This is a genomic window from Candidatus Desulfofervidus auxilii, from assembly GCF_001577525.1.
Classification (GTDB): Bacteria; Desulfobacterota; Desulfofervidia; order Desulfofervidales; family Desulfofervidaceae; genus Desulfofervidus; species Desulfofervidus auxilii.
The window spans coordinates 823947-845326 of sequence record NZ_CP013015.1 but is presented as its reverse complement, the minus strand read 5'-3'; the positions used below and the strand labels follow the sequence as shown (position 1 = coordinate 845326).

General features: G+C 36.2%; 17 protein-coding genes. 13 read left to right on the top strand and 4 right to left on the bottom strand.

The genetic code is table 11. The features are described 5' to 3' along the window. The first annotated feature begins 16 nt into the window (after nucleotides 1-16). Genes HS1_RS04260 through HS1_RS04245 form a run of 4 tightly spaced genes read left to right on the top strand, consistent with a single transcriptional unit; the run spans nucleotide 17 to nucleotide 6829 of the window. The gene (locus HS1_RS04260) at nucleotides 17-1285 is read left to right on the top strand and encodes a bifunctional folylpolyglutamate synthase/dihydrofolate synthase (protein ID WP_066061397.1); all 1269 of its coding nucleotides are present in this window, start codon (nucleotides 17-19) and stop codon (nucleotides 1283-1285) included. Continuing rightward, on the top strand, nucleotides 1270-3351 hold the full coding sequence (locus HS1_RS04255) for an LPS-assembly protein LptD (RefSeq protein ID WP_066061394.1): 2082 nt from the start codon (nucleotides 1270-1272) through the stop codon (nucleotides 3349-3351). Before HS1_RS04260 ends, HS1_RS04255 begins: the two co-directional genes overlap by 16 nt. Further along, the gene (locus HS1_RS04250) at nucleotides 3344-4084 is read left to right on the top strand and encodes a DUF72 domain-containing protein (protein WP_066061391.1); all 741 of its coding nucleotides are present in this window, start codon (nucleotides 3344-3346) and stop codon (nucleotides 4082-4084) included. Before HS1_RS04255 ends, HS1_RS04250 begins: the two co-directional genes overlap by 8 nt. After that, nucleotides 4085-6829: a PD-(D/E)XK nuclease family protein gene (locus HS1_RS04245; RefSeq protein WP_066061388.1), complete on the top strand. Its 2745-nt coding sequence runs from the start codon at nucleotides 4085-4087 to the stop codon at nucleotides 6827-6829. It begins immediately after the preceding gene. Here HS1_RS04245 and HS1_RS13330 read toward each other — a convergent pair whose 3' ends face one another. Then, complete coding sequence (locus tag HS1_RS13330; protein WP_066061385.1) at nucleotides 6830-8749, bottom strand: HD domain-containing phosphohydrolase; 1920 nt, start codon at nucleotides 8747-8749, stop codon at nucleotides 6830-6832. Continuing rightward, a complete protein-coding gene (locus HS1_RS04235) occupies nucleotides 8746-10248 on the bottom strand; it encodes a sensor histidine kinase (RefSeq protein WP_066061380.1) in 1503 nt (500 codons plus the stop codon). Before HS1_RS04235 ends, HS1_RS13330 begins: the two co-directional genes overlap by 4 nt. A 316-nt stretch (nucleotides 10249-10564) precedes the next feature. Between HS1_RS04235 and HS1_RS04230 the strand changes: the two genes are divergently transcribed. Genes HS1_RS04230 through hisD form a run of 9 tightly spaced genes read left to right on the top strand, consistent with a single transcriptional unit; the run spans nucleotide 10565 to nucleotide 18390 of the window. Next, entirely contained in the window at nucleotides 10565-11491 is a 927-nt protein-coding gene (locus HS1_RS04230) for an ABC transporter ATP-binding protein (protein ID WP_066061377.1), read from the top strand. Then, complete coding sequence (locus HS1_RS04225; RefSeq protein ID WP_066061374.1) at nucleotides 11492-12256, top strand: ABC transporter permease; 765 nt, start codon at nucleotides 11492-11494, stop codon at nucleotides 12254-12256. A 1-nt stretch (nucleotide 12257) separates the two neighbouring features. Continuing rightward, on the top strand, nucleotides 12258-13592 hold the full coding sequence (locus tag HS1_RS04220; RefSeq protein ID WP_066061371.1) for a GldG family protein: 1335 nt from the start codon (nucleotides 12258-12260) through the stop codon (nucleotides 13590-13592). Continuing rightward, nucleotides 13589-14848 carry a DUF4340 domain-containing protein gene (locus HS1_RS04215; RefSeq protein ID WP_066061368.1) on the top strand — a complete coding sequence of 420 codons (1260 nt, stop codon included), beginning with the start codon at nucleotides 13589-13591 and terminating at the stop codon, nucleotides 14846-14848. The genes HS1_RS04220 and HS1_RS04215 overlap by 4 nt, the downstream gene beginning before the upstream one ends. Nucleotides 14849-14852: 4 nt before the next feature. Then, on the top strand, nucleotides 14853-15056 hold the full coding sequence (rpoZ, locus tag HS1_RS04210) for a DNA-directed RNA polymerase subunit omega (RefSeq protein WP_066061365.1): 204 nt from the start codon (nucleotides 14853-14855) through the stop codon (nucleotides 15054-15056). Then, nucleotides 15043-15495, top strand: a complete 453-nt coding sequence (locus tag HS1_RS04205) for a hypothetical protein (RefSeq protein ID WP_066061361.1) — start codon at nucleotides 15043-15045, stop codon at nucleotides 15493-15495. Before rpoZ ends, HS1_RS04205 begins: the two co-directional genes overlap by 14 nt. 2 nt (nucleotides 15496-15497) lie before the next feature. Then, nucleotides 15498-16625 (top strand): molecular chaperone DnaJ, encoded by a 1128-nt coding sequence (dnaJ, locus tag HS1_RS04200; RefSeq protein ID WP_066061358.1) that lies wholly within the window; start codon nucleotides 15498-15500, stop codon nucleotides 16623-16625. Next, nucleotides 16622-17101: a cyclic pyranopterin monophosphate synthase MoaC gene (gene moaC / locus HS1_RS04195; RefSeq protein ID WP_156469493.1), complete on the top strand. Its 480-nt coding sequence runs from the start codon at nucleotides 16622-16624 to the stop codon at nucleotides 17099-17101. The genes dnaJ and moaC overlap by 4 nt, the downstream gene beginning before the upstream one ends. Next, nucleotides 17098-18390, top strand: coding sequence for a histidinol dehydrogenase (gene hisD / locus HS1_RS04190; RefSeq protein ID WP_066061354.1), 1293 nt, complete (start codon nucleotides 17098-17100; stop codon nucleotides 18388-18390). The genes moaC and hisD overlap by 4 nt, the downstream gene beginning before the upstream one ends. Here the strand turns inward: hisD and HS1_RS04185 are convergent. Together HS1_RS04185 and HS1_RS04180 are read right to left on the bottom strand one after the other, a co-directional pair. Next, complete coding sequence (locus HS1_RS04185) at nucleotides 18353-19897, bottom strand: two-component system sensor histidine kinase NtrB (RefSeq protein WP_066061350.1); 1545 nt, start codon at nucleotides 19895-19897, stop codon at nucleotides 18353-18355. The genes hisD and HS1_RS04185 overlap by 38 nt on opposite strands. Then, nucleotides 19894-21264: a sigma-54-dependent transcriptional regulator gene (locus HS1_RS04180; protein ID WP_066061347.1), complete on the bottom strand. Its 1371-nt coding sequence runs from the start codon at nucleotides 21262-21264 to the stop codon at nucleotides 19894-19896. Before HS1_RS04180 ends, HS1_RS04185 begins: the two co-directional genes overlap by 4 nt. Nucleotides 21265-21380 lie beyond the last annotated feature (116 nt).

Genomic DNA, 21380 nt, shown 5'->3' with positions numbered 1-21380 from the left:
CCAAGTTAGGGGTTAAATGTCTTTCACTTATCAACAAGCACTGGAATTCTTAAATACCCTACAGTCTAAAGGGATAAGACCAGGATTAAAAAATATTGCTTTAGCCCTGGCTAGATTTGGGAATCCCCAATTCCAATTTCCTGCTGTCCATATTGGAGGCACAAATGGTAAGGGTTCTACCGCAGCCATAACGGCCAATATCTTAAAAACGGCTGGATATAAAGTGGGACTTTTTACTTCACCGCATTTACATTCAGTCAGAGAGCGGATTCAGATCAATTCCCAACACATTTCTCAGGCTGATTTTGCTTCTATGGTCAAAGAAATAAAAGATGGACTTTCTATCGATTTAACTTACTTTGAATTTCTTACCTTAATGGCCTTTTTTTATTTTGCTCAAAACAAAGTAGATATAGGGGTGATAGAAGTAGGATTAGGAGGGCGTTTGGATGCCACTAATCTTTTATTACCTAAAGTAACTATAGTCACCAATGTTCATTTAGACCATCAACATTGGTTAGGTCGTTCTTTAAAGAGTATTGCTTTAGAAAAAGGAGGAATTATCAAATATAATACCCCTTTTATTACTGGAGTTAAACAAAAGGACTTGATTTCTTTATTGCAGAAAATTTGCAAGTTAAAAAATGCCTCTTTTTATCAAATAGGTGCGGATATAAGATATCGCCGTGGTAAACATGGATTTAGTTATTTTGGACTTAAAAGACATCTTTCCCATTTGAAATTGGGCCTTAAAGGTGAATATCAAATAAAAAATGCCACCTTGGCCTTAGGAGCTATAGAAGTCTTAGAAAAAGTAGGCTTTACAGTAAAAGATAAACACATTCAAAAAGGATTAAAGAGTGTATCTTGGCCTGGCAGATTTGAAGTAATAACTTCATCACCTAAGGTGATTTTGGATGTGGCTCACAATCCTGCTGGGGCTATGGCCTTAAAAAAGAACTTATCCAGTTATAATAAAAATTTGGTTTTAATATTGGGTATTATGCAAGATAAAAATATAAAGAAAATAATGAAAATATTAGCCCCTTTAGCCCAAATAGTGATTGTTACTTCGCCTCAAACACCCCGTGCGGCAAAGGCAGAGTTATTAAGTAATATAGCTAAAAATTATTGTTCACATATAAAAATAATCCCTTCTGTGTCTCAAGCAATTACAACTGCTTTATCCATAGCTACTTCCAATGACCTTGTTCTGGTTACTGGTTCTCTGTATACTGTGGCTGAGGCCAGAGAAGCATTGAGGCTAAGATGTTTGGGAAAATAATTTTTTTAATTATAATTTATCTCTTTTTTTCTATGAATTTATTTGCCCAAAAAAATAATATTCCTCAAGAACTTATAAAAATAAAGGCCGATCAAATTATCTACGATGAGAAAAATAATACCTATCAGGCACAAGGACGGGTCTCTCTTGACCAGGGAAAAAGACATATTGAAGCAGATAAAATAATGGTGAATTTAAATACTAATCAAGCTAAATTAAAAGGAAATGTCTTTTTTAAAATGGACCAGGATTGGATAAAGGCAGAGGCCGCTGAAATGGATTTAAATACCTATCAAGGCATTCTTTATCAAGCACAAGTATTTATGAGTGAAAATCACATTTATATTAAGGGAGAAAAGATAGAGAAAACAGGAGAGCAGACTTATTTAATTGAACATGCCTACTTAACTACCTGTGATGGAAAGCCTCCAGCTTGGCACTTTACAGCTAAAAAGGTAAAAGTTACCCTTCAAGGATGGGCAACTGCCTCTAATATTACTTTTTGGGCTAAGTCCATGCCTTTAGTTTATGTGCCTTATTTAATTATACCTGCCAAAAAAGAGCGTCAGTCAGGTTTCCTTTTTCCCTATTTTGGTCATTCAAGCCGAGATGGAGTTGATTTTACCTTGCCTTTTTTCTGGGCTATTAAACCCAATATGGATGTTACGCTCTACCAGCGTTATCTCAGCAATAGAGGATGGATGGAAGGTTTAGAATACCGTTATATCTTGAATGAAACTGATAAGGGATTTTTTTACTTTGATTATCTTAATGATGACAGAGAAGATATAGATTTTACCTGGGATGAATTCTCCAGGTCTAATAAGAAACGTTGGTGGTGGCGTTCAAAACAAGACCACATTCTTCCAGGAAATATCTATGCCCAAATAGACCTAGATTTAGTAAGCGATCAGGATTATATCAGAGAATTTACTGAAGGATTTAATAGTTATCGCAGTTGTCGTAAGGAATTTCTACATTATTTTAACCGGGGTTTTCGTACAGACGAAGCAGCTTTACTGCGGGAATCTTCATTAAGTTTGACCAAGAATTGGTCTAATTACAGCTTGGTGGCTGAAGCCCAATATACCCAAAACTTAGACAAGTCCCAAGACGAATACACCTTACAGCGTTTACCTCAAATCTCTTTTTTGCGTAATGATAGCCGGCTATTTCATACGCCCCTTTTTTTCAAATTAGATACTATTTCTACTTATTTCTGGCGTTTGGAAGGGATAAAAGGACAACGCATTCACTTTGCTCCTAGTTTTTCTCTACCCTATAAAAATAAATACTTTAAACTCTTACCTAGATTTAGTTTTTTTGAAACAAGTTATTTTTTAACAGAAAAAGAAAAAAGTCGCTTTTTATATGAAACATCTTTAGAGGCAAAGACTGATTTATGGGCTCGTTTTTCTTTATTTGGGAATTTCATTCATCACTTTGAACCCAGTATAGTGTATACATTTAGACCTAGAGTGGAGCAGAGTGGTTTGCCTAAGTTTGATGGCCTGGATCGATTACCTGAACTTAATCAGATTACCTATAGTTTTACTAATTATTTTTTTAGGGAAGAAGGAGGCAAACTTAAAGAATTGATGCGATTTTATATCAATCAAAGTTGTAATTTTGATAAAAAATACCATCCTTTATCTGATTTATTGATTGAATGGCAAATAAAACCCCTGTTTGGTGTTTTTTTGGATGCTGAAACGGCTATTTCTCCTTATGGTGATGGTTTCACAGAAGCCAACATAATGTTTGGTTTTAGCACAAAACGTGCAGACTATTTCAATATTAACTACCAATATCGGCCAGGAGAAACCGAGGACTTGGCCACAGAAGTATTTGTTCATCTTATCCATAATTGGAGTCTTCGTCTTTATAATCAACATTCATTTCGTTATAAGCAAGATATAGAAAAGCGAGTTTCTCTGCGTTATACTGCTCAATGTTGGGGAGTGGAATTTGTTTATGCTGACATTTACGATGATACTAAATTTATGGTTATTTTTAGCCTTAATGGCATTGGTGAAATAAAAGGTATTAGCCTTAGCGGTGGGTAAAGTTTTTATTGGCACCAGCGGATATAGTTATAGTCATTGGGAAAATGGTGTTTTTTACCCTCCTCATCTGCCCAAAAGAAGACAATTGGAATATTACACTCAGTTTTTTGAAACCGTGGAATTAAATGTTACTTTTTATCGCCTTCCTCAGCTAAAGGCATTTTCTACCTGGTATCAGCGCACCCCAAAGCATTTTTTATTTGCTGTGAAGGGAAGTCGCTTCATCACCCATGTGAAAAAATTGAATACCCCCCAAGAGGCCTTAAAGAACTTTTTTGATAGAGCCCTAGTGTTAAAAGAAAAATTGGGAGTAATACTTTGGCAGTTACCACCAGGTTTTAAATGCAATCTTAAAAGGCTTCAAGAATTTCTGGAGGCTTTAAAAACTTGGAAAAATTACCGCCATGCCTTTGAATTTCGCCATCTCTCTTGGTTCTGTGAGGAAGTGTATGATTTAGTGCAAGCATATAATATGACTGTCTGTTATGCAGATTGGCCTGGTTTAGAAATATATCCACCAGATGTTTTTTCCTTTATTTACATAAGAAAGCATGGCCCAACTACGCAAAGGGTATATACTGGTTGCTATCTACCTCAAGAATTAGAAAAAGATGCAAATTTTATCCAAAAACAGCTTAAAAAAGGACGAGAGGTATTTATTTACTTTAATAATGACGCCTTTGGTTATGCCGTTAAAAATGCCCTGGAATTGAAGAAATTGCTGGAGAGATAAATGCGTTTATTAGCCCTACCTTTTGAATCCGCTATATTAAAAAAAGCAGCTGAAATTATTTTAAAGGAGCATAAAGATTTAAGTCACATTGCCGTTATCTTTCCTACTCAACGCAGTAAGGTTTATTTTCAACAATTTTTAGCTGAAATTAGTGGAAGGGAGGCTATGCTTCTTCCTCGGCTTTATGAAGTGAGTGAATTTTTGCAAGAGGCTACTATCAGTCCTTATCCAGGATTTTTGCTTAATCAGTGGCAGCGGAATTTGTTTTTAAAAGAGGCCATCTTTCAGGTAAGACAGGACATTTCTAAACTCTTTGGCAATCAATTAGGGCCTTGGGAAGAAGATTTTTTAGAGTTTGTAACTACTGGCCAAAGATTATTACGGTTTTATGATGAAATTTTGCGAGAAAGGATTAGTTTTGAAGCACTCAAAAAAGAAGCCCTTTATACAGATTATGAAACCCATGTAGAAATTTTGGCTAATATCTTTGAACATTATGCTAAATTGCTTAAGGAAAACAGATTTATTGATCCTGTTTTAAAAGAAACTGCCTTACTTCTGGATGAAGATTTCCTTCAAACATTTAAGGCTATTTATTTTATTGGGGTCATCACCATGACCCGGACAGAGACAACATTTTTTAAAGGTATAAATACTTATGCACCCCTTACCGTCTTTTTTCAGGCCAACAAGAAAGAAGGTCTTATTTCTCACCAAAAGGTAATTTTGAACCGCTGGGGAAAAAGTGAAAAGGAGGTGCATTGGTTAGAAAATAATACAACATTTAATCCACCTCCAAGCTGGACTATTAGGGCGTTTCCCCAAGTAACGATGCAAATGGGGTTGATTTTATCGGCCATTACGCAAGCATTAAATGATGGGATTAAACCCCATCAAATTGGAATAGTTCTTCCTGATGAGGAATTTAAATATTTACTTTTGAGTTATCTATCAGAACACAATTTAAATCTTACCATGGGGCTTGATATAAAACATACCTTAAGTTATGGATTTTTAGAAAGGTTTTTTGAACTATTTAGCTCAGAGACAGAATATGGTTTTTATTATCAGCCATTTTTAGGAATCTTAAGTCATCCTATAATAAAAACACTTTTTAGAGAAGAAGTTAAACAGTGGCAAGAAATAGTCTTAAAAAACAATCTCCTTTATGTAAAAAAAGAGATTTTACCTAAAAATAGGCTTTTTTCTTTCTTAAATAAAATCAAAAGAAAATTGACCCAAAAAACCTTTGGTGCTTTTTGTAAAAATCTGATTCAAGTGCTTGAAGAATTTCATGGATATCCTGAACTAAATGCCTTACTCGAGCATTATCGTGAAATAAGAGGTTTAAATAAAATTTTAGAGGCATTACAAGAATTGAGCACTTTAGAAAAATTAGGAGTAAAAATAGCAAAACAACCAAAATTTTCCCATTTTTTTCGTTTTATCCTAAAGCACCTTGAGACTTTAACTTATCCATTACCTGCTCGTTTAACTCAGGCCATACAAGCGATGGGGATTTTAGAAACCAGAAATATGCAATTTGATGTGGTGATCATTCCCGACATGAATGAAGGATTATTTCCGGCATCAAGTGAAAAGGACCTATTTTTGAATACTGCCTTGAGAAAACGTTTGGGATTACCTACCTATAAAGACAGGGAAGGACTCTATGGGTATTATTTTAGCCGTTTGACCGGAGGGGCAAATAGGATTTATTTGAGTTATGTGAATGACCCCAAACAGGGAGTAAGAAGTCGTTTTATAGAAAAATGGGTTTTTGAGGAAATAAAAAAAGGGAGAGATTTGGGAAAAATAGAAGAAGAAATTAAGGCTTACCACCACTATCTCCCATTCATTATGCCTCAAAAAGATATACAAATACCCATAAAAGTGTCTGTGCGTAAAGACAAAAATACCTTAGCTTACCTAGAAACCCTTAAGTTCAGCCCTTCTGCCCTTTTAAGCTACCAATGCTGTCCTTATCAATTTTACTTAAAATATGTTTTACAAATTCCCACTCCTTTAGAAATAAAAGAATGGTTAACACCTCAAGACATTGGACAATTATTACACATTACTTTAAAAGAAGTTTACACCACATGGCAGCCATGGGAGATGTCAGAAGAAGAATTTTATCACTTGTTAATGCGCGTGTTAACAGAAAAACTACAACAGATACCTCAATTCATACATCAACCGGCTTCACGATTGGGCATAGAGATTTTAAAAGAACGTTTTAGATTTTTTGTCAGACAGGAGTATCAAGACTTTCAGTCAGGTTGGCGTCCTCAGCCTCAATGGTTGGAAACGGAAATAGAAATGAAGTTCAAACTGGGAAAAAGGATGGTTAGCCTAAAGGGAATTCCAGATAGAGTGGATAAAAAAGAAAGATTTTTCAGAGTCATAGATTATAAAACTGGGTATGCTCCAGGGCCTAAACAATGTGAACCTGGTCCTGAATTTAAAGGGATTCAATTGCCTTTTTATCTCTGGCTTTTAAACCATAAATATGGCATTCCCTTTCAGGCCTGTGAAGTTTTAGGGATTTATGACCTGAAAACAGAGTTTAAAATTAAAGAACCTTATAAAACATTTAAGCACAATCCCTCTATATATATGTCTGAGTTTAAACTCTGGCTGGAAGATACCTTGGCTCGTCTATTTGATACCTCAAAAACCTGGGAGAAAAAACCCTCACCGGAGTGTGATTATTGTCCTTATAAAAGTATGTGTGAAAGGTAATTACTCAAATCTAAATCCTTTTTCGGTAAATAGTTTCAAGCAAGTATCTACCACTTTAGGGTCATAAAGAGTGCCTTTATTTTTGCTAATTTCTTCTAATGCCTTGTCTAAACCCAGGGCCGGACGGTAAGGCCGGTGAGAACTTATAGCTTCAACAACATCAGCTACCGCTAAGATTCTTGCTTCGAGGAGGATCTCTTTACCCTTAAGACCTTGAGGATAGCCAGAACCATCCATCATTTCATGATGTTGAAGCACAATTTGAGCAATTGGTTCTGAAAATTCTATATTTTTTAATATATCATATCCTACCTGGGGATGGGTTTTAATTAAGTTAGATTCAGCTTCGGTTAACTTAGTGGGTTTGTTAAGGATTTCAGCCGGTATAGCTATCTTGCCTATGTCATGAAGGAGTCCGGCTATATAGATTCCCTCAATTCGCTCATCAGGAAGTCCCATTTCGGTAGCTATAGCACAGGCCAATTTAGTCACTCGTTGTTGATGCCCTGCAGTATAGGGGTCTTTTACTTTAGTGATTGTCGACAGAGTGCGAACTATCTGCCAGAAAGTTTTTTTAAGTTTGTTATAACTTTGTTGAAGTTTTTCCTTTGCTCGTTTTTGCTCGGTGATGTCGTAATAATGCTCAATCCGTCCACCTACTAATGCACCAGTTCTAATTGGTATACTCCAATGCAGAAGAAATCGTTCTTTCCTTTTGCCAGAAGGAAGGACATGACATTCAAATTTCTCAACATAAGTGTTATTTTCATAAGTTCTAAACACAATTTGTTCAAATTGCTCAGGGTCTTCAAAGATGTACTTTATTCTTTCCTTTATGGCTTTGCGTTTATCACGGCCAATAAGACTGTTTTTATCAATACCAAAAAAATCCTCTATAGTTCTGTTAACCCAGACAATTTTAAAATCCCTATCTAGGATAAATATCCCACTGGGCAAAGAGTCAATAGCATCATTGATAAGACTTGCATATTTTTCTTCACTCTCTCTCAGTTTTTTCTCCGCCTGCTTGCGTTCCTCTTCTATTTCTATACTGTACAAAGCGAAGGCCAGTTCTCCAGCTAATTCTTTAAATAACTTCTGCTCTTCCTTATCTCTAGCAAGTTCTCTGGGGATAGATACTGTTAACATGCCATATATCTTTTCTCCGTGTTCTAAACGCACTGTCATGGCACTTCTACCTTTGTATTTTCCTGCCAAAGGACAGTTAGTACAGATAGAAAATGGGTTTGAGGTTACTACTATGTCAGATTGAAAAAGTGCCTTCTCACCACAAATAGGTAACTTACCATCTTTAAGCAACTCAATCATTTTAAAAAAATCCTCACCTAGACCTGCTTCAGCAGCGGTTACAGGCTTACCATTCTCATCCCACAGGACAATCCAGGCGCTATGATAGCCTCTGGTTCCAATAAGGTTTTCACAAGCTCCTTTAAGGAGTCTGTCACGGTCTTTTTCTGTAGTAGTCAATTGGCTAACGTTGCACAGGGCTCGGAGTACAGCATTGAGGTGTTCTATTTTCCTTTCCATCCGGCTTTTGTAAAGAGCAATTTCGATATTAGAGTATAATTCTCTATCTGTGAATGGTTTGATAATGTATCCGTAAGGTTGGGTTATCTTTGCTCGCTGTAATGTGTTTTCATCTGCATAAGCAGTGAGATACACAACTGGGATATGGTAAAGGGAAGTTATTTGGTTAGCAGCTTTAATCCCATTCATTTTCCCCTTTAATACAATATCCATCAACACTAAATCGGGTTTATATCGTCCTGCCTGTTTGACTGCTTCCTCTCCTGTGGATACTATAGAGCAAACTTTATATCCTAAAGCTTCTAAACTCCTTTTTATATCTTCAGCCACAATCCTTTCGTCTTCAACCACTAAGATTTTTGTCTTTTTCATTTATCCAGCTCTTTGAATTTAATCTTGAATTCAGTTCCTCCAGTTCTATTGAGTTTTATTTTACCCCGAAGCTGGTCTTTGGCCAAAATAGTAACTAGATGTAAACCTAATGATTCTGTATTTCTAAAATCTATATCTTCTGGCATACTTATTCCATTATCGCTTACTATAAGTTCTAATTCATTTTCATTGGTTGGGTGTAATGCAATTTTAATTTCACCCTGTTTGTTTGCAGGAAAGGCATATTTTAGGGAGTTGGAAACCAACTCATTAATAATTAATCCACATGGAATGGCTTTATCAAGAGGAAGGGAAACATGTTTTATATCTATGTTTAATTTAATTCTAGCTGTGCTAACTCCATAGGTGGTAAATAAGTTCCTGACTAGGGTGTTAACGTAATTAGTGAAATCAATCCTGGTTAAATCTTTGGACTGATAAAGTTTTTCGTGGATAAAAGCCATAGACTCTATCCTGCTCTGACTGGCTTTGAATATATCCAGTATCTGCTTATCCTTGGTATATCTAGACTGAAGCCTAAGGAGACTAGAGACTATTTGCATGTTATTTTTCACCCGATGATGAATTTCACGCAAAAGCACTTCCTTTTCCTTCAGAGCTGCCTTGATTTGTTCCTCTGCCTGTTTGCGCTGGGTGATGTCCCTTACTATTCCTATTGAATGCCATTTCCCTCGTATTCTCATAGCTGAAACAGAAAGTTCTATCGGAAATTTCACTCCATCTTTCCTAATAGCTGATAATTCAAGAGTTTTCCCAATGACAGGGCCGTGTCCTGTTTTTTTAAACTTACTAAATCCCTTTCGGTAAGCTTTATGGTATTTTTTAGGGACAAGAAAGATGTGCATTTCCTTACCTATTGCTTCTTTCTCGGTATAACCAAATATTCTCTGAGCAGCCTTGTTCCAATATAATATATTTCCTCCATTATCTATCATAATGATACCATCTTGAGCAGAAGCACTTATACTTTTGAATATCTTCTCACTCTCCCGTAAATTTTCCTCTACTTGCTTGCGCTGGGTGATGTCTATAACGTTTCCCATTATAGCAGGTCTTCCTTTATATCGGATGAGGGTTGCTATTGTTTCACACCAAATGGTTTTTCCATCCTTTCCGATTTTTCGAATCTCATACCGTTGTGAAACAACTCTCCCTTTTTGTCTTTTTAATGATACTTGTTTCAGAGTCTTCCTATCGTCAGGATGGATCAATATTAATGGGTCTTTCCCAATTAACTCTTCAGGTTTATAGCCATGAATTTCTGCAAATTTATCATTGACAAATATGTATTTTCCGTCCTGGTGGATGAATATACCGGTAAGGGAACTTTCGGTGAGTGTTCTGTATTTTTCTTCGCTCTCTCGTAATTTTGTCTCTATCTGTTCATACTCTATTTCTCTTTTTTCTAATTCAGCAATTCTTTGCCGCAGTTTTTTAATTTCGCTTATTAGTTCTGCTTTTGTCTTACTCTCTCCCATTTTTGTGCTTCTTAAAAGAGATTAATATCTCTTTAAGTTATAACTACTATAATTAAACTAAAAATTCAAATTTTAATTGGAAGGTTATTTTTCAGGACTTTCCCCAGAATTTTCAGAAGCTTTCCAAAAAGAAAGGTAAGGTAAGCTACTCAAAACAGTAATAACAGTATGAAAATCGTTTTTAATTTTAAGCCATAACATTATAAAAAATCATTTTCAAGGGTTGCGGTCAAAAAACAAAGTGTGCTTTTTTCTTAAACCAGACTTTACATTTCTCAGAAAGTTCTTATAATTTTAGTGATATTGAGGAGAACAAATGATAGAAGTAAGAAATATCTCTAAGTGGTTTGGAGCAAGACAGGTTTTAAGAGATGTTTCTTTTGAGGTAGAAAAGGGAGAAATTTTGGGATTTTTAGGCCCAAACGGGGCGGGTAAGACCACCAGCCTGCGTATTTTAACCGGTTATTTCCCCCCTGATAAAGGAACAGTAAAAATCGGTGGCTATAATATTACCCAAAATCCTTTGGCGGTGAAACAAAAGCTGGGGTATTTTCCTGAACATAACCCCCTTTATCCAGAAATGACCGTGGATGGTTATCTGCGATTTGTGGCTAGAATTAAAGGTGTAAGGAGAAAGGAGGAAACAAAGAGGGTAAATACCGTAGTAGCTGAGTGTGGATTAGAAAATGTGCGTCATCGCCTGATAAAGCGTTTATCCAAGGGATATAAACAACGTGTAGGGCTAGCACAGGCATTGGTCAATGACCCAGAGGTCTTGCTTTTAGACGAACCCACCATCGGTCTTGACCCCAAACAGATTTATGAAATTAGGCAATTGATTAAGGCATTGGCTGGCCAAAAAACAGTAATTTTAAGCACCCATATTTTGCCAGAAGTGAGTATGGTTTGCACAAAAGTGGTAATTATCAAAGATGGTCAAGTAATAGCTAAGGATAACCCTGAAAATTTGACTGCTCAAAAAGGCTATGTAGAAATCCTGGCAAGAGCACCAAAAGAGGAGTTTACTGCATATCTCAAGAATATCCCAGAAGTTAAAGAAGTAGAGGCTAAGATGGAAGATAATTTTATTCGAGCTTACATACATTTTGACCCTCAATATGAAATTAGGCCTAAATTAACTCAGGGGATTGTTCAAAGTGGCTGGGAATTATTAGAACTCCGTCCCCGACGGAAGAGCTTAGAAGAGGTATTTGTTCAACTGGTCACCAAGGAGGCAAGTTAGATGCGCAATATCTGGGTAATCCTTAAAAGAGAATTATATAGTTATTTTGCCTCACCTATTGTTTATACTATTTTGTTTATATTTTTATTGTTAAGTGGCTACTTCTTTTACAGCAATGTGGCTTATTTTAGTCTAATGAGTATCCAGGCAGGTCAGTGGATGGGTGGTGATTTTACTTTGGGAGAATGGGTAATTGAGCCCTTATTAGGTAATATGAGTGTGGTAGTGCTTTTACTTTTACCTCTATTAACTATGCGTCTCTTTGCGGAAGAAAAGCGCCAGGGTAATTTAGAGCTACTTTTAAGCTATCCCGTGCGAGATATAGAACTGGCATTGGGGAAATTTTTGGGATGTATGAGTGTCTATGCCTTAATGCTCTTTTTTACCTTGGTTTATCCTTTACTTTTAGCCTGGTTGGGAAGGTCAGACCTGGGGACATTCTTTAGCGGATATTTAGGTCTGTTTCTTATGGGAAGTGCCTTTATCGCCTTTGGGCTTTTTATTTCTACTTTGACCGAAAATCAGGTGGTGGCTGCTGCCTTAACCTTTGGCCTGTTACTATTTTTCTGGATTATTGGCTGGGCGGCCTATATTACTGAACCACCTATTTCCAAGATTTTTGAGAATATTTCTCTTATTACCCACTTTCGCCATTTTACCAAGGGCATTATTGACACTGCAGATATATTTTTTTATCTTAGTTTTATTATCTTTGGTATTTTTCTCACTTTGAATGCCTTAAGAGCACAATACAGAAGGGATTAAATTGAAACGATTCACTTACCCTGTGCAATTAGCATTATATTTAACTATTTTTTTGGGGATTTTGATAGTATTAACCCTTTTTGCCCAACAGTATCACTTACGTTTTGATTTGACTACTAATAAACGCCACACCCTATCACCGCAAAGTATAAAGGTATTAAATAAATTGCAGAGTTCAGTAAAAGTTATTGGGTTTTTTACTACTGGCGCTGAAAAAGATAAAGCAAAAGACTTGCTAGAACAGTATGCTTATCATAGTAAGAATTTTGATTGGACTTTTATTGACCCTGAAAGACATCCTTTAGAGGCCAAAAAATATAATATCCATCGGTATAATACTTTAGTAGTGCAAAGCGGTCAAAAAAGAGAACAGATATATGAGATATCTGAAGAAAAATTGACTAACGCTATTGTGAAGGTAACTCGAAAGGGAAAAAAGACCATTTACTTTTTAAAAGGACATGGGGAACATGAAATAGAAGATATTGAGAAAAATGGTTATAGTAAATTAAAAGAAATTTTAAATGAAAAGGGTTATGAGGTAAAGCCCTTATTGCTAGTAAAACAACCCAAGATTCCAGAAGACACTGCCTTGTTGGTTATTGCTGGTCCACAAAAAGCATTATTGTCTGCTGAAATAGAGGCTATAAAAACCTATTTAAATAAGGGAGGAAGTGGATTATTTTTGTTAGAGCCAGAAACAGGTCAGGAATTAGCCAAATTATTAAAAGAAAAAGGGATAGTTTTGGATAATGACATCATTGTGGATAAGATGAGCCGCCTATTTGGAGGAGACTATTTAATCCCAGTAGTAGTCAAGTATAATCAGAATCATTCTGTAACTAAGGGGTTTAATCTGGCCTGCTTTTTCCCTCTGGCCCGTTCTATTAATATAGAAAAAAACCAAGATAAAGGGAAAAGAGTAGAGATACTTGCTTGGACCAGTGAAAATAGTTGGGGAGAAAAGGACTTATCAGGTTTAAAAGGAGGCAAGGCAATTTATGATGAGAAAGATATTGCTGGTCCTATACCTGTAGCAGCTGCCAGCTTTTCCGAAGAGAAAAATGGCTTTAAACTCATTGTAGTAGGTGATAGTGATTTTATAGACAATACTTATTTGCAAGTCTCAGGGAATAAAGATTTAGCCTTAAATATGATCAACTGGCTTACCGAAGAGCAAGATTTAATAACTATTCCCCCAAAAAAGACCCATTCAAAGCCCTTAGTCCTTTCTAGCAATCAGGCTCAAGTTCTCTTTTGGCTACCAGTGATAGGATTACCTCTTTTGGTATTATTAAGTGGGATAGTGATTTATTGGAAGAGACGAAGGTTATGAGCTGGAAAAAAATATTTTTTTATCTCTTTTTTTTGATAATAATATTGGCACTTTATAGCTACCAGCAGGTTAAAACCAGAAAAACTCAACAGATAAAGGAACAGGAAAAGCAAGTTTGTCCTTTTAAAGTAGAAGAAATAAAAAGTTATACCTTAAAAACCGAATATGGTTTATTTAAATTAGAAAGAAAAGGCAAAAAATGGTGGTTAACCAAGCCTGTTAGTGACTGGGCTAATTCTAGCACCTGTTCGCAGGTTTTAGAGACAGTAGTAAATAGCAAGATAGAGAGAAAAATTACCCCTGTTCCTAAAGACATCTCTCCTTATGGATTGGATAGACCCAGGATAGAAATTACTTTGATTTCAGATAAAGAAACATGGGCCCTTAAATTGGGTGGGGATACTCCTGATAGAAGGCGTATTTACGCCTTTACTACTGACAAAAAAGCCATTTATCTTTTCCCAAATTCTTTGCTTTGGAGTTTAAATAAAAGATTGGGGGATTTAAGGGATAAACATATCATAGCGTTTGACCCTGCTAAAGTGACACGTCTATCTTTTCAAGGCAAAGAGATAGACATAATGTTGGAAAAACAAAAAAATCAGTGGTATATAAAAACACCTTTTAATGCTAAGGCAGATAATGACGAAGTGGAAAATTTGCTTTATAAGCTTCAGGCCGAACAAATTAAGACTTTTATAAAAAAAGGTGTTTCCCCTCAATTGAAGATAGAGTTGTGGGAGGATATAAATAAACCCCCTTATTGGCTGAAATTAACCCTACAAAAAGAAGAATTAATCGCCCAAAGTAATTATCATCCCACTTGGTTCACCCTCAGAAAGGGATTATGGAAAGACATTGTAAAAACTCCAGAGTTCTTTAAAGACAGGCACTTTGTTAAATTTGATAAAGAAATGGTGGATAAGGTAGAAATCATTTATGGGAAAAAACAATTACTTGCTCAAAAAAATAAAGAAAAATGGGAAATAAAACCAAAAAACTTGGCTCAAGCCTATGAAATTGAGTTTTTTTTAGAAGATTTACTTAATTTAAAATACCTACCTGAGAAAATTACTCCTTCAGACCTTGCATCATGGCAAGCAAGAGTTAAATTATGGAATAAAAAGGCTCAATTAGTTTTAGATATGAAATGTTATAAACATAAAGAACAAAGCTGGGTGAAATATAAAGATAGATTTTACCTTGTAGGCAATAATTTTTGGGAAAAATTTCCTATTAAAATAAAAGAGGAGTAATTCCATGGCTAGAGTTACAATAGAAGATTGTTTAAAAAAGGTAAATAATCGTTTTGCCATAGTCCATATGGCAGTGAAAAGAGTGTTGCAACTTAGAGAAGGGGCAAGACCTTTAGTTGAATGTGATAATAAAGAAATTGTAGTAGCATTAAGGGAAATTGCCGCAGGCAAGGTAAAACCAAAGACCGAGGAAAATGGCCAAAAATAAACTTCTTACTTGCTTAAAAAAAAGAAATTATCTCAATACCCCTGTTTTTGAGCGAAAAGAATGTGTAAAATATGGAGAGCTATTTCAAAAACAGGGTTTTTTGAGTGATGCCATAGATTTTTTTGCCAAGGCTGAAGCGAAGGAGAAGTTGGAAGAACTTTTGCCTCAAGTGATAATTGAAGGAGATGTATTTTTATTTACCAAAATTTATCAGGCCTTAAAGAGAAAACCGTCTACTTCTGATTGGGAAAAAATTGGAGAAATAGCTTTTAAATTGGGAAAGTGGCAGTTTGCCCTTAAGGCGTTTCAAGCAGCTGAAAATAAAGAAAGGACAAAGGAAATAAAACAGTTATTAGAAAAAGAGGGAATGTTTTTTAGTGGCACATCTGATTTGCCTTTCTTAAAACAAAAGACATCAAAGTTAGGAAAAAGAAAGTAAAAATGAAAAGAGACTATTATGATATTTTAGGTGTTTCTCGTAATGCTACGCAGGAAGAAATAAAGAGTGCCTATCGCAGATTAGCCCTGAAATATCATCCTGACAGGAATCCAGGAGATAAAGAAGCAGAAGAAAAGTTTAAAGAAGCTGCTGAGGCATATGAAGTTCTTAGAGACCCAGAAAAAAGGGCTATTTATGACCAGTATGGTCATGCTGGTTTGGAAGGTTATGGTAGACCCTCAACGCATTTTAGAGATTTTGATGATATTTTTTCTACCTTTAGTGAAATTTTTGATGAATTTTTCGGTTTCGGCCCAAGGCGTAAAGGGTATGTACCAGAAGCAGGGGCAGACTTGAGATATCAGCTAGAACTGAGCTTTGAAGAAGCCATCTCTGGAACAGAAAAGTGGATTGAGATACCTAAAAAGGCCACTTGTCCATTTTGTGATGGTTCAGGTATTCAACCAGGGTATCAACCTGAAATTTGTCCTTCGTGTCAGGGAAGGGGACAAGTTTATAGAAGTCATGGTTTTTTGAGAATCGCTACCACTTGCCCTCGGTGTCAGGGAGAAGGTTATATCATTACCCATCCTTGTAATAAATGCCAGGGAAAGGGATGGGTGAAAGAAAAAAAGAAAGTCAAGGTAGTAGTCCCTCCAGGGGTAGATACAGGAATGAGCTTACGAATTCAAGGAGAAGGTGAACCAGGACTTCATGGAGGACCACCAGGGAATCTTTATATATTCATTAGAGTTAAACCTCATCCCTTCTTTACTAGAAAAGGAGATGATATTTTTTGTGAAATCCCTATTTCCTTTGTTCAGTCTGCTTTAGGAGATGAAATAGAGGTTCCTACTTTAAAAGGACCACAAAAACTCAAGATTCCACCAGGCACTCAACCTGGTCATACCTTTCGTTTAAAACATCTAGGAGCCCCTCGTTTAGAAAGAGGAGGAAGAGGAGATCAGATTGTAAAAATTATAGTAAAAGTGCCTACAGACCTTACACCACAACAAAGAATGCTTTTAGAAGAGTTTGAAAGGATAGAAAGAGAGAAAAAATCTACTCCTTATAAACGGTTTTGGGAAAGAATGAAGGATTATTTCAGCTCCAAGTTTCAAGGAGTATAGTAGTGTCTCTCACTCATTTAGATAAAAAGGGCAGTGTTTGTATGGTAGATGTAAGTCCTAAGCCTGAGACTGTGCGGGAGGCAGTGGCTCGAGGACGGATAACAATGCAACCCCAAACCTTCAATTTAATTATGTCAGGTCAGATAAAAAAAGGAGATGTATTTACTACCGCAAAGATTGCAGGAATTATGGCAGCCAAAAATACCCCTTTCCTCATCCCTATGTGCCATCCCTTAAATATTACCCATGTAGAAATTTCATTCACTCCTTTATCCCAAGAAAATGCCATAGAAATAGAGAGTCAAGTAAAAATTGTGGGTCGTACTGGGGTGGAAATGGAGGCCTTAACCGCGGTAGCAGTAGCTGCTTTAACCATTTACGATATGTGTAAAGCAGTAGATAAAGGTATGCGGATTACAGATATTGGGTTGCTCAAAAAGACAGGTGGAAAGAGCGGAGGGTATGTAAGAGAGTGAAAATCGTTAAAGTAGATGCCGCAGGTATTAGAGATTTTAAGGAAAAGTGGAAGAAAAGACAGTTAATTTCTAAAGAAATATTAAAGAAGGTTTTAAATATTATTTTTGACGTGCAAGAAAGGGGTGATGAGGCCTTAAAGGATTATACCCTTCGCTTCGATCAATTAGACTTAAACATTACAGGTATGGAAATCAGTCAAGATGAAGTAGAAAAGGCTTATACAGAAAGTAAAGAATTTATTCCTATTTTAGAAACAGTTGCTCAACGGATTGCCTTTTTCCATAAGCATGGTCTACCTCAAAACTGGTTTTTTACCGACGATTACGGCAATATTTTGGGGCAAAGAATTACTCCTATTGAATACTTAGGTGTATATTGCCCAGGTGGTAAGGCTGCTTACCCTTCCACAGTGTTAATGAATACTATCCCTGCACAGGTAGCAGGCGTTAAAGAGATTATCATGTGTGTGCCTACACCTAAAGGAGAGATTTCCAAATTAGTGCTTGCTGCAGCCAAGATTGCAGGTGTAAATAAAATCTTCCGTTTAGGCGGGGCACAGGCTATAGCCGCCATGGCTTATGGAACAGAAACTATCCCTAAGGTAGATTTTATCTGTGGGCCTGGCAATATATATGTAGCCGCGGCCAAAAAATTAGTTTTTGGCGAAGTAGGTATAGATATGGTTGCTGGCCCTAGTGAGATTGCCATTATTGCTGATGGAATAGTATCTCCTGATAGGGTAGCAGCAGATTTACTCTCACAGGCAGAACACGATGAGATGGCAGGAGTATTTTTAATTACTTCTTCTGAAAACTATGCCCATTCGGTTTTAAAAGAAATAAAAAAACAATTGTCTTCTTTAACCCGTAAGGCAATTGCCAGTGAGGCCATGGAAAGACAAGGCTATATTTTCATAGTGCCAGATTTAAATACTGCTGCTCAAGTGGTGAATACCATTGCCCCGGAACATTTGGAATTATTGATCGCTGAGCCCTTTAGTTTTTTAGATAAGGTAAAACATAGTGGCGCCATCTTTCTAGGTCAACATGCCGTAGAGGCATTAGGAGATTATATAGCTGGTCCCAATCATACCTTGCCTACTGGGGGCACGGCTCGTTTTTCTTCAGTATTATCCAGTGAACACTTTTTAAAGCGTTCCAGCATCCTATTTATTTCTCGCGAAGGACTCCTTGCTTTGGGACCAAAGGCCATAAAGTTTGCCCAAGCAGAGGGGCTTACTGCTCACGCCATCAGTGTGAAGAAGAGACTAGAGGAAAGTAAAGATTGATGGATGCCCCTTTTTTAGGTTGATTTTCCACTTCAATTTTCCCCTCATGTTCATTTACAATTTTATGCACTATAGCCAATCCCAAACCGCTACCCTGGGGTTTGGTGGTAAAAAAAGGTTCAAAAATCCGGTCTTGTATTTCTTTAGGGATACCCCTTCCTGTATCCTGCACCATAATTTTTATCATATTTTGTTCCCTTTCCATGATAACTTTTAGCATTCCTCCATTAGGCATAGCTTCCTTAGCATTAACAAAAAGATTCCAAAAAAGCTGTCTAATTTCCTCTTTATTTCCCCTAATATAAGTCTTTTCCAAAAGAGCAGTGTCAACAGTAATTTTTTTGTCTCCTAAACTCCCTTTAAATAAGGTAATGGTTTCTTTAATTAATTGGGCTATGTCCACTTTTTCTTTTTCTCTAGTAGGACGAGCATAACTTAAGTAGTCTGAAATGAGGGCATTAAGCCTTTTTGTTTCTTCAAGTGCCAACTCAATTAATGTTTTGTTTTCTAAAGAAACATCTTCTTTCCGCAACATCTGTAAACACCCACTGATAGAAGTAAGGGGGGTTCTGATATCATGAGCCAGGTGAGAGGCCAATTCATTAAGTAAGCTCAACTTCTCTACCCTTTTTAAATGGGTTATGTCCTGAAAAACAATCACCTTTCCAACATATTCACCCATTTCATCTGTGAGAGAAGAAACGCCCAAGCCTAAATAGATAAGTTTACCATTGGGTTTTACAAAAGAAAAACTTTGTCTCTGTCCAGGAGTTATTTCTGCATGAGAAAACAATTTATTGATAGGTTGTTTAATTAAAGATTCACTTTTATAACCAAGAATAAATTCTGCCGCCTTATTTATATATGAAATCCTATCCTCATTATCTAAAGTGATAACACCAGTTTGGATACTTTCTAAAACACATTTGTGTAAGGCTTCAAGAGAGCGCAGTTTTTCCCTTGATTTTTCTAGACGTTCCAAAAGAAGGCTAATAAGAAAGGCAATGGCGAAAAAGGCACTGAAATTTATCAAAAGGGTAAAAAGGACATCGCCTCCTACTGGTTCTCCTAAAGTAGGAATAATCTTAAAATATTCTAAATCAATTAGAGTGCCATAAAGAATAAAAGCAGAAGCTGCGGTCAGAAGGGCGCCTCTCTTGCGAAAAAGATGGGCAGCTAAAATGATAATAAAGATATATAGGTCAGAAAAAAAACTATTTGCTCCACCAGTAATGTATACTAGTGTTGTTATCAAAAATAAATCCAGAGCAATAGCTAGTAAAGATAAAAAATGGAACTTCTCTTTTCGCCAAATTACCCAAAAAATACCAGTGGTAAGGTAAACAATACTTAACCACCCCAAAAAATAAACAAAATTTATAGCAGGATAAGGCCATTTTTGTTTTAAATAGAGACTTATACCCAAAATACTAATCAAAGATACAGAAACAAACCGCAAGAGTAGATAAATTTTTAGACTATTTTTGGAAGAAGGAAAAGCGTTCATTCATTATTATCTATTTTATTGAGGCCGTGTTTTTGCAGTTTATATCGAAAACTCCTAAAGCTTAAATTCAACAATTTGGCTGCTTCTTTTTTTACTCCTTTACTCCTTTTCAGTGCCTCTAAAATAAGCCCTTTTTCTATCTGGGCTAGCTTTTTTTCTAAGTCTATGCCTTCTGAAGGCAATTGAGCCTCTTCTTTTAAAAGGTGTTTTTTCTTTTTGAAATCCGAGATAACTAAGCTTTCAGGAAGAATGATATTGCCTGTTTCCAAGGCCACACATCTTTCAATAATATGCTCTAGTTCTCTTACATTGCCTGGGAAGCCGTATTCCATTAAAAAAGAGAGGGCGGAGCTAGAAATCTTGGGTACTTCCTTACCCAACTCTTTAGAATACTTCTTTAAGAAATGTTCTACTAACACTGGAATATCTTCCTTTCTTTCCCGGAGTGGAGGAACCCTGATGGGAATGACATTAAGACGATAATATAAATCTTCCCTAAACTGGCCCGCGGTGACCTTTTGTTCTAAATCTTGATTAGTGGCAGAAATTAGGCGAATATCTACTTCAATTTCTTGAGTACTTCCTAAAGGTTTAAACCTTTTTTCTTCCACTACCCGTAAGAGCCTAACTTGGAGAGTAAGTGAAAGGTCCCCAATTTCATCTAAAAATAGTGTCCCTTTATGTGCACTCTGGAAAAGACCCATTCTATCTGTTGTGGCTCCAGTGAAAGCACCCTTTTTATAACCAAATAACTCGCTTTCTAATAGAGTTTCAGGAATGCCTGCACAGTTCACAGTCACAAAGGGTTTATCACTTCTGGGACTTAAACTATGAATCGCATGAGCAATAATCTCCTTTCCTACTCCACTTTCTCCCATAATCAAAACATTTGCTTTAGTAGATGCTATTTTAGGTAGGGTTTCTAAAATCCTTAACATAGCTGGGCTTCGGGCTACAATATTCCCATAATGAAAAACTTTAGTTTTAGAAACCTTCTTTTCTCTGGCTAATGCCCTCTCAATCAATTGTTTTAATTCTTCTAGATCAAGCGGTTTGTTAATATAATCAAAAGCTTCTTCCCGCATTGCTTCCACGGCCGTTTCAATAGAAGGATAAGCAGTAATCATAATCACATTTATATTTGATCTTTTCCTTTTGAATTCTTTCAAGAGTTCTATCCCGTCAATGTCTGGCATTTTAATGTCCAATAAAACTAGATCAAATGGCTGTTTATCAAATATTTTCAACGCTTCTTGACCTGTAGAGACATAGAAAGGCTCATAACCTTCTCTTTTCAAAAAAGTTTCTAAAAGAAAACCAATATTTTTTTCGTCATCCACTATAAGAATTTTAGGAATTGATTCCATGCCAGAAACCTATTAATTCTTTCCTTTAAATTACAATAAAATTTGCTTTTTGTCCATATTTTCAAACGTGTTTTTAAAGATTAACGTCTAAATTTTGGGGAATGTCCAATTCCTCA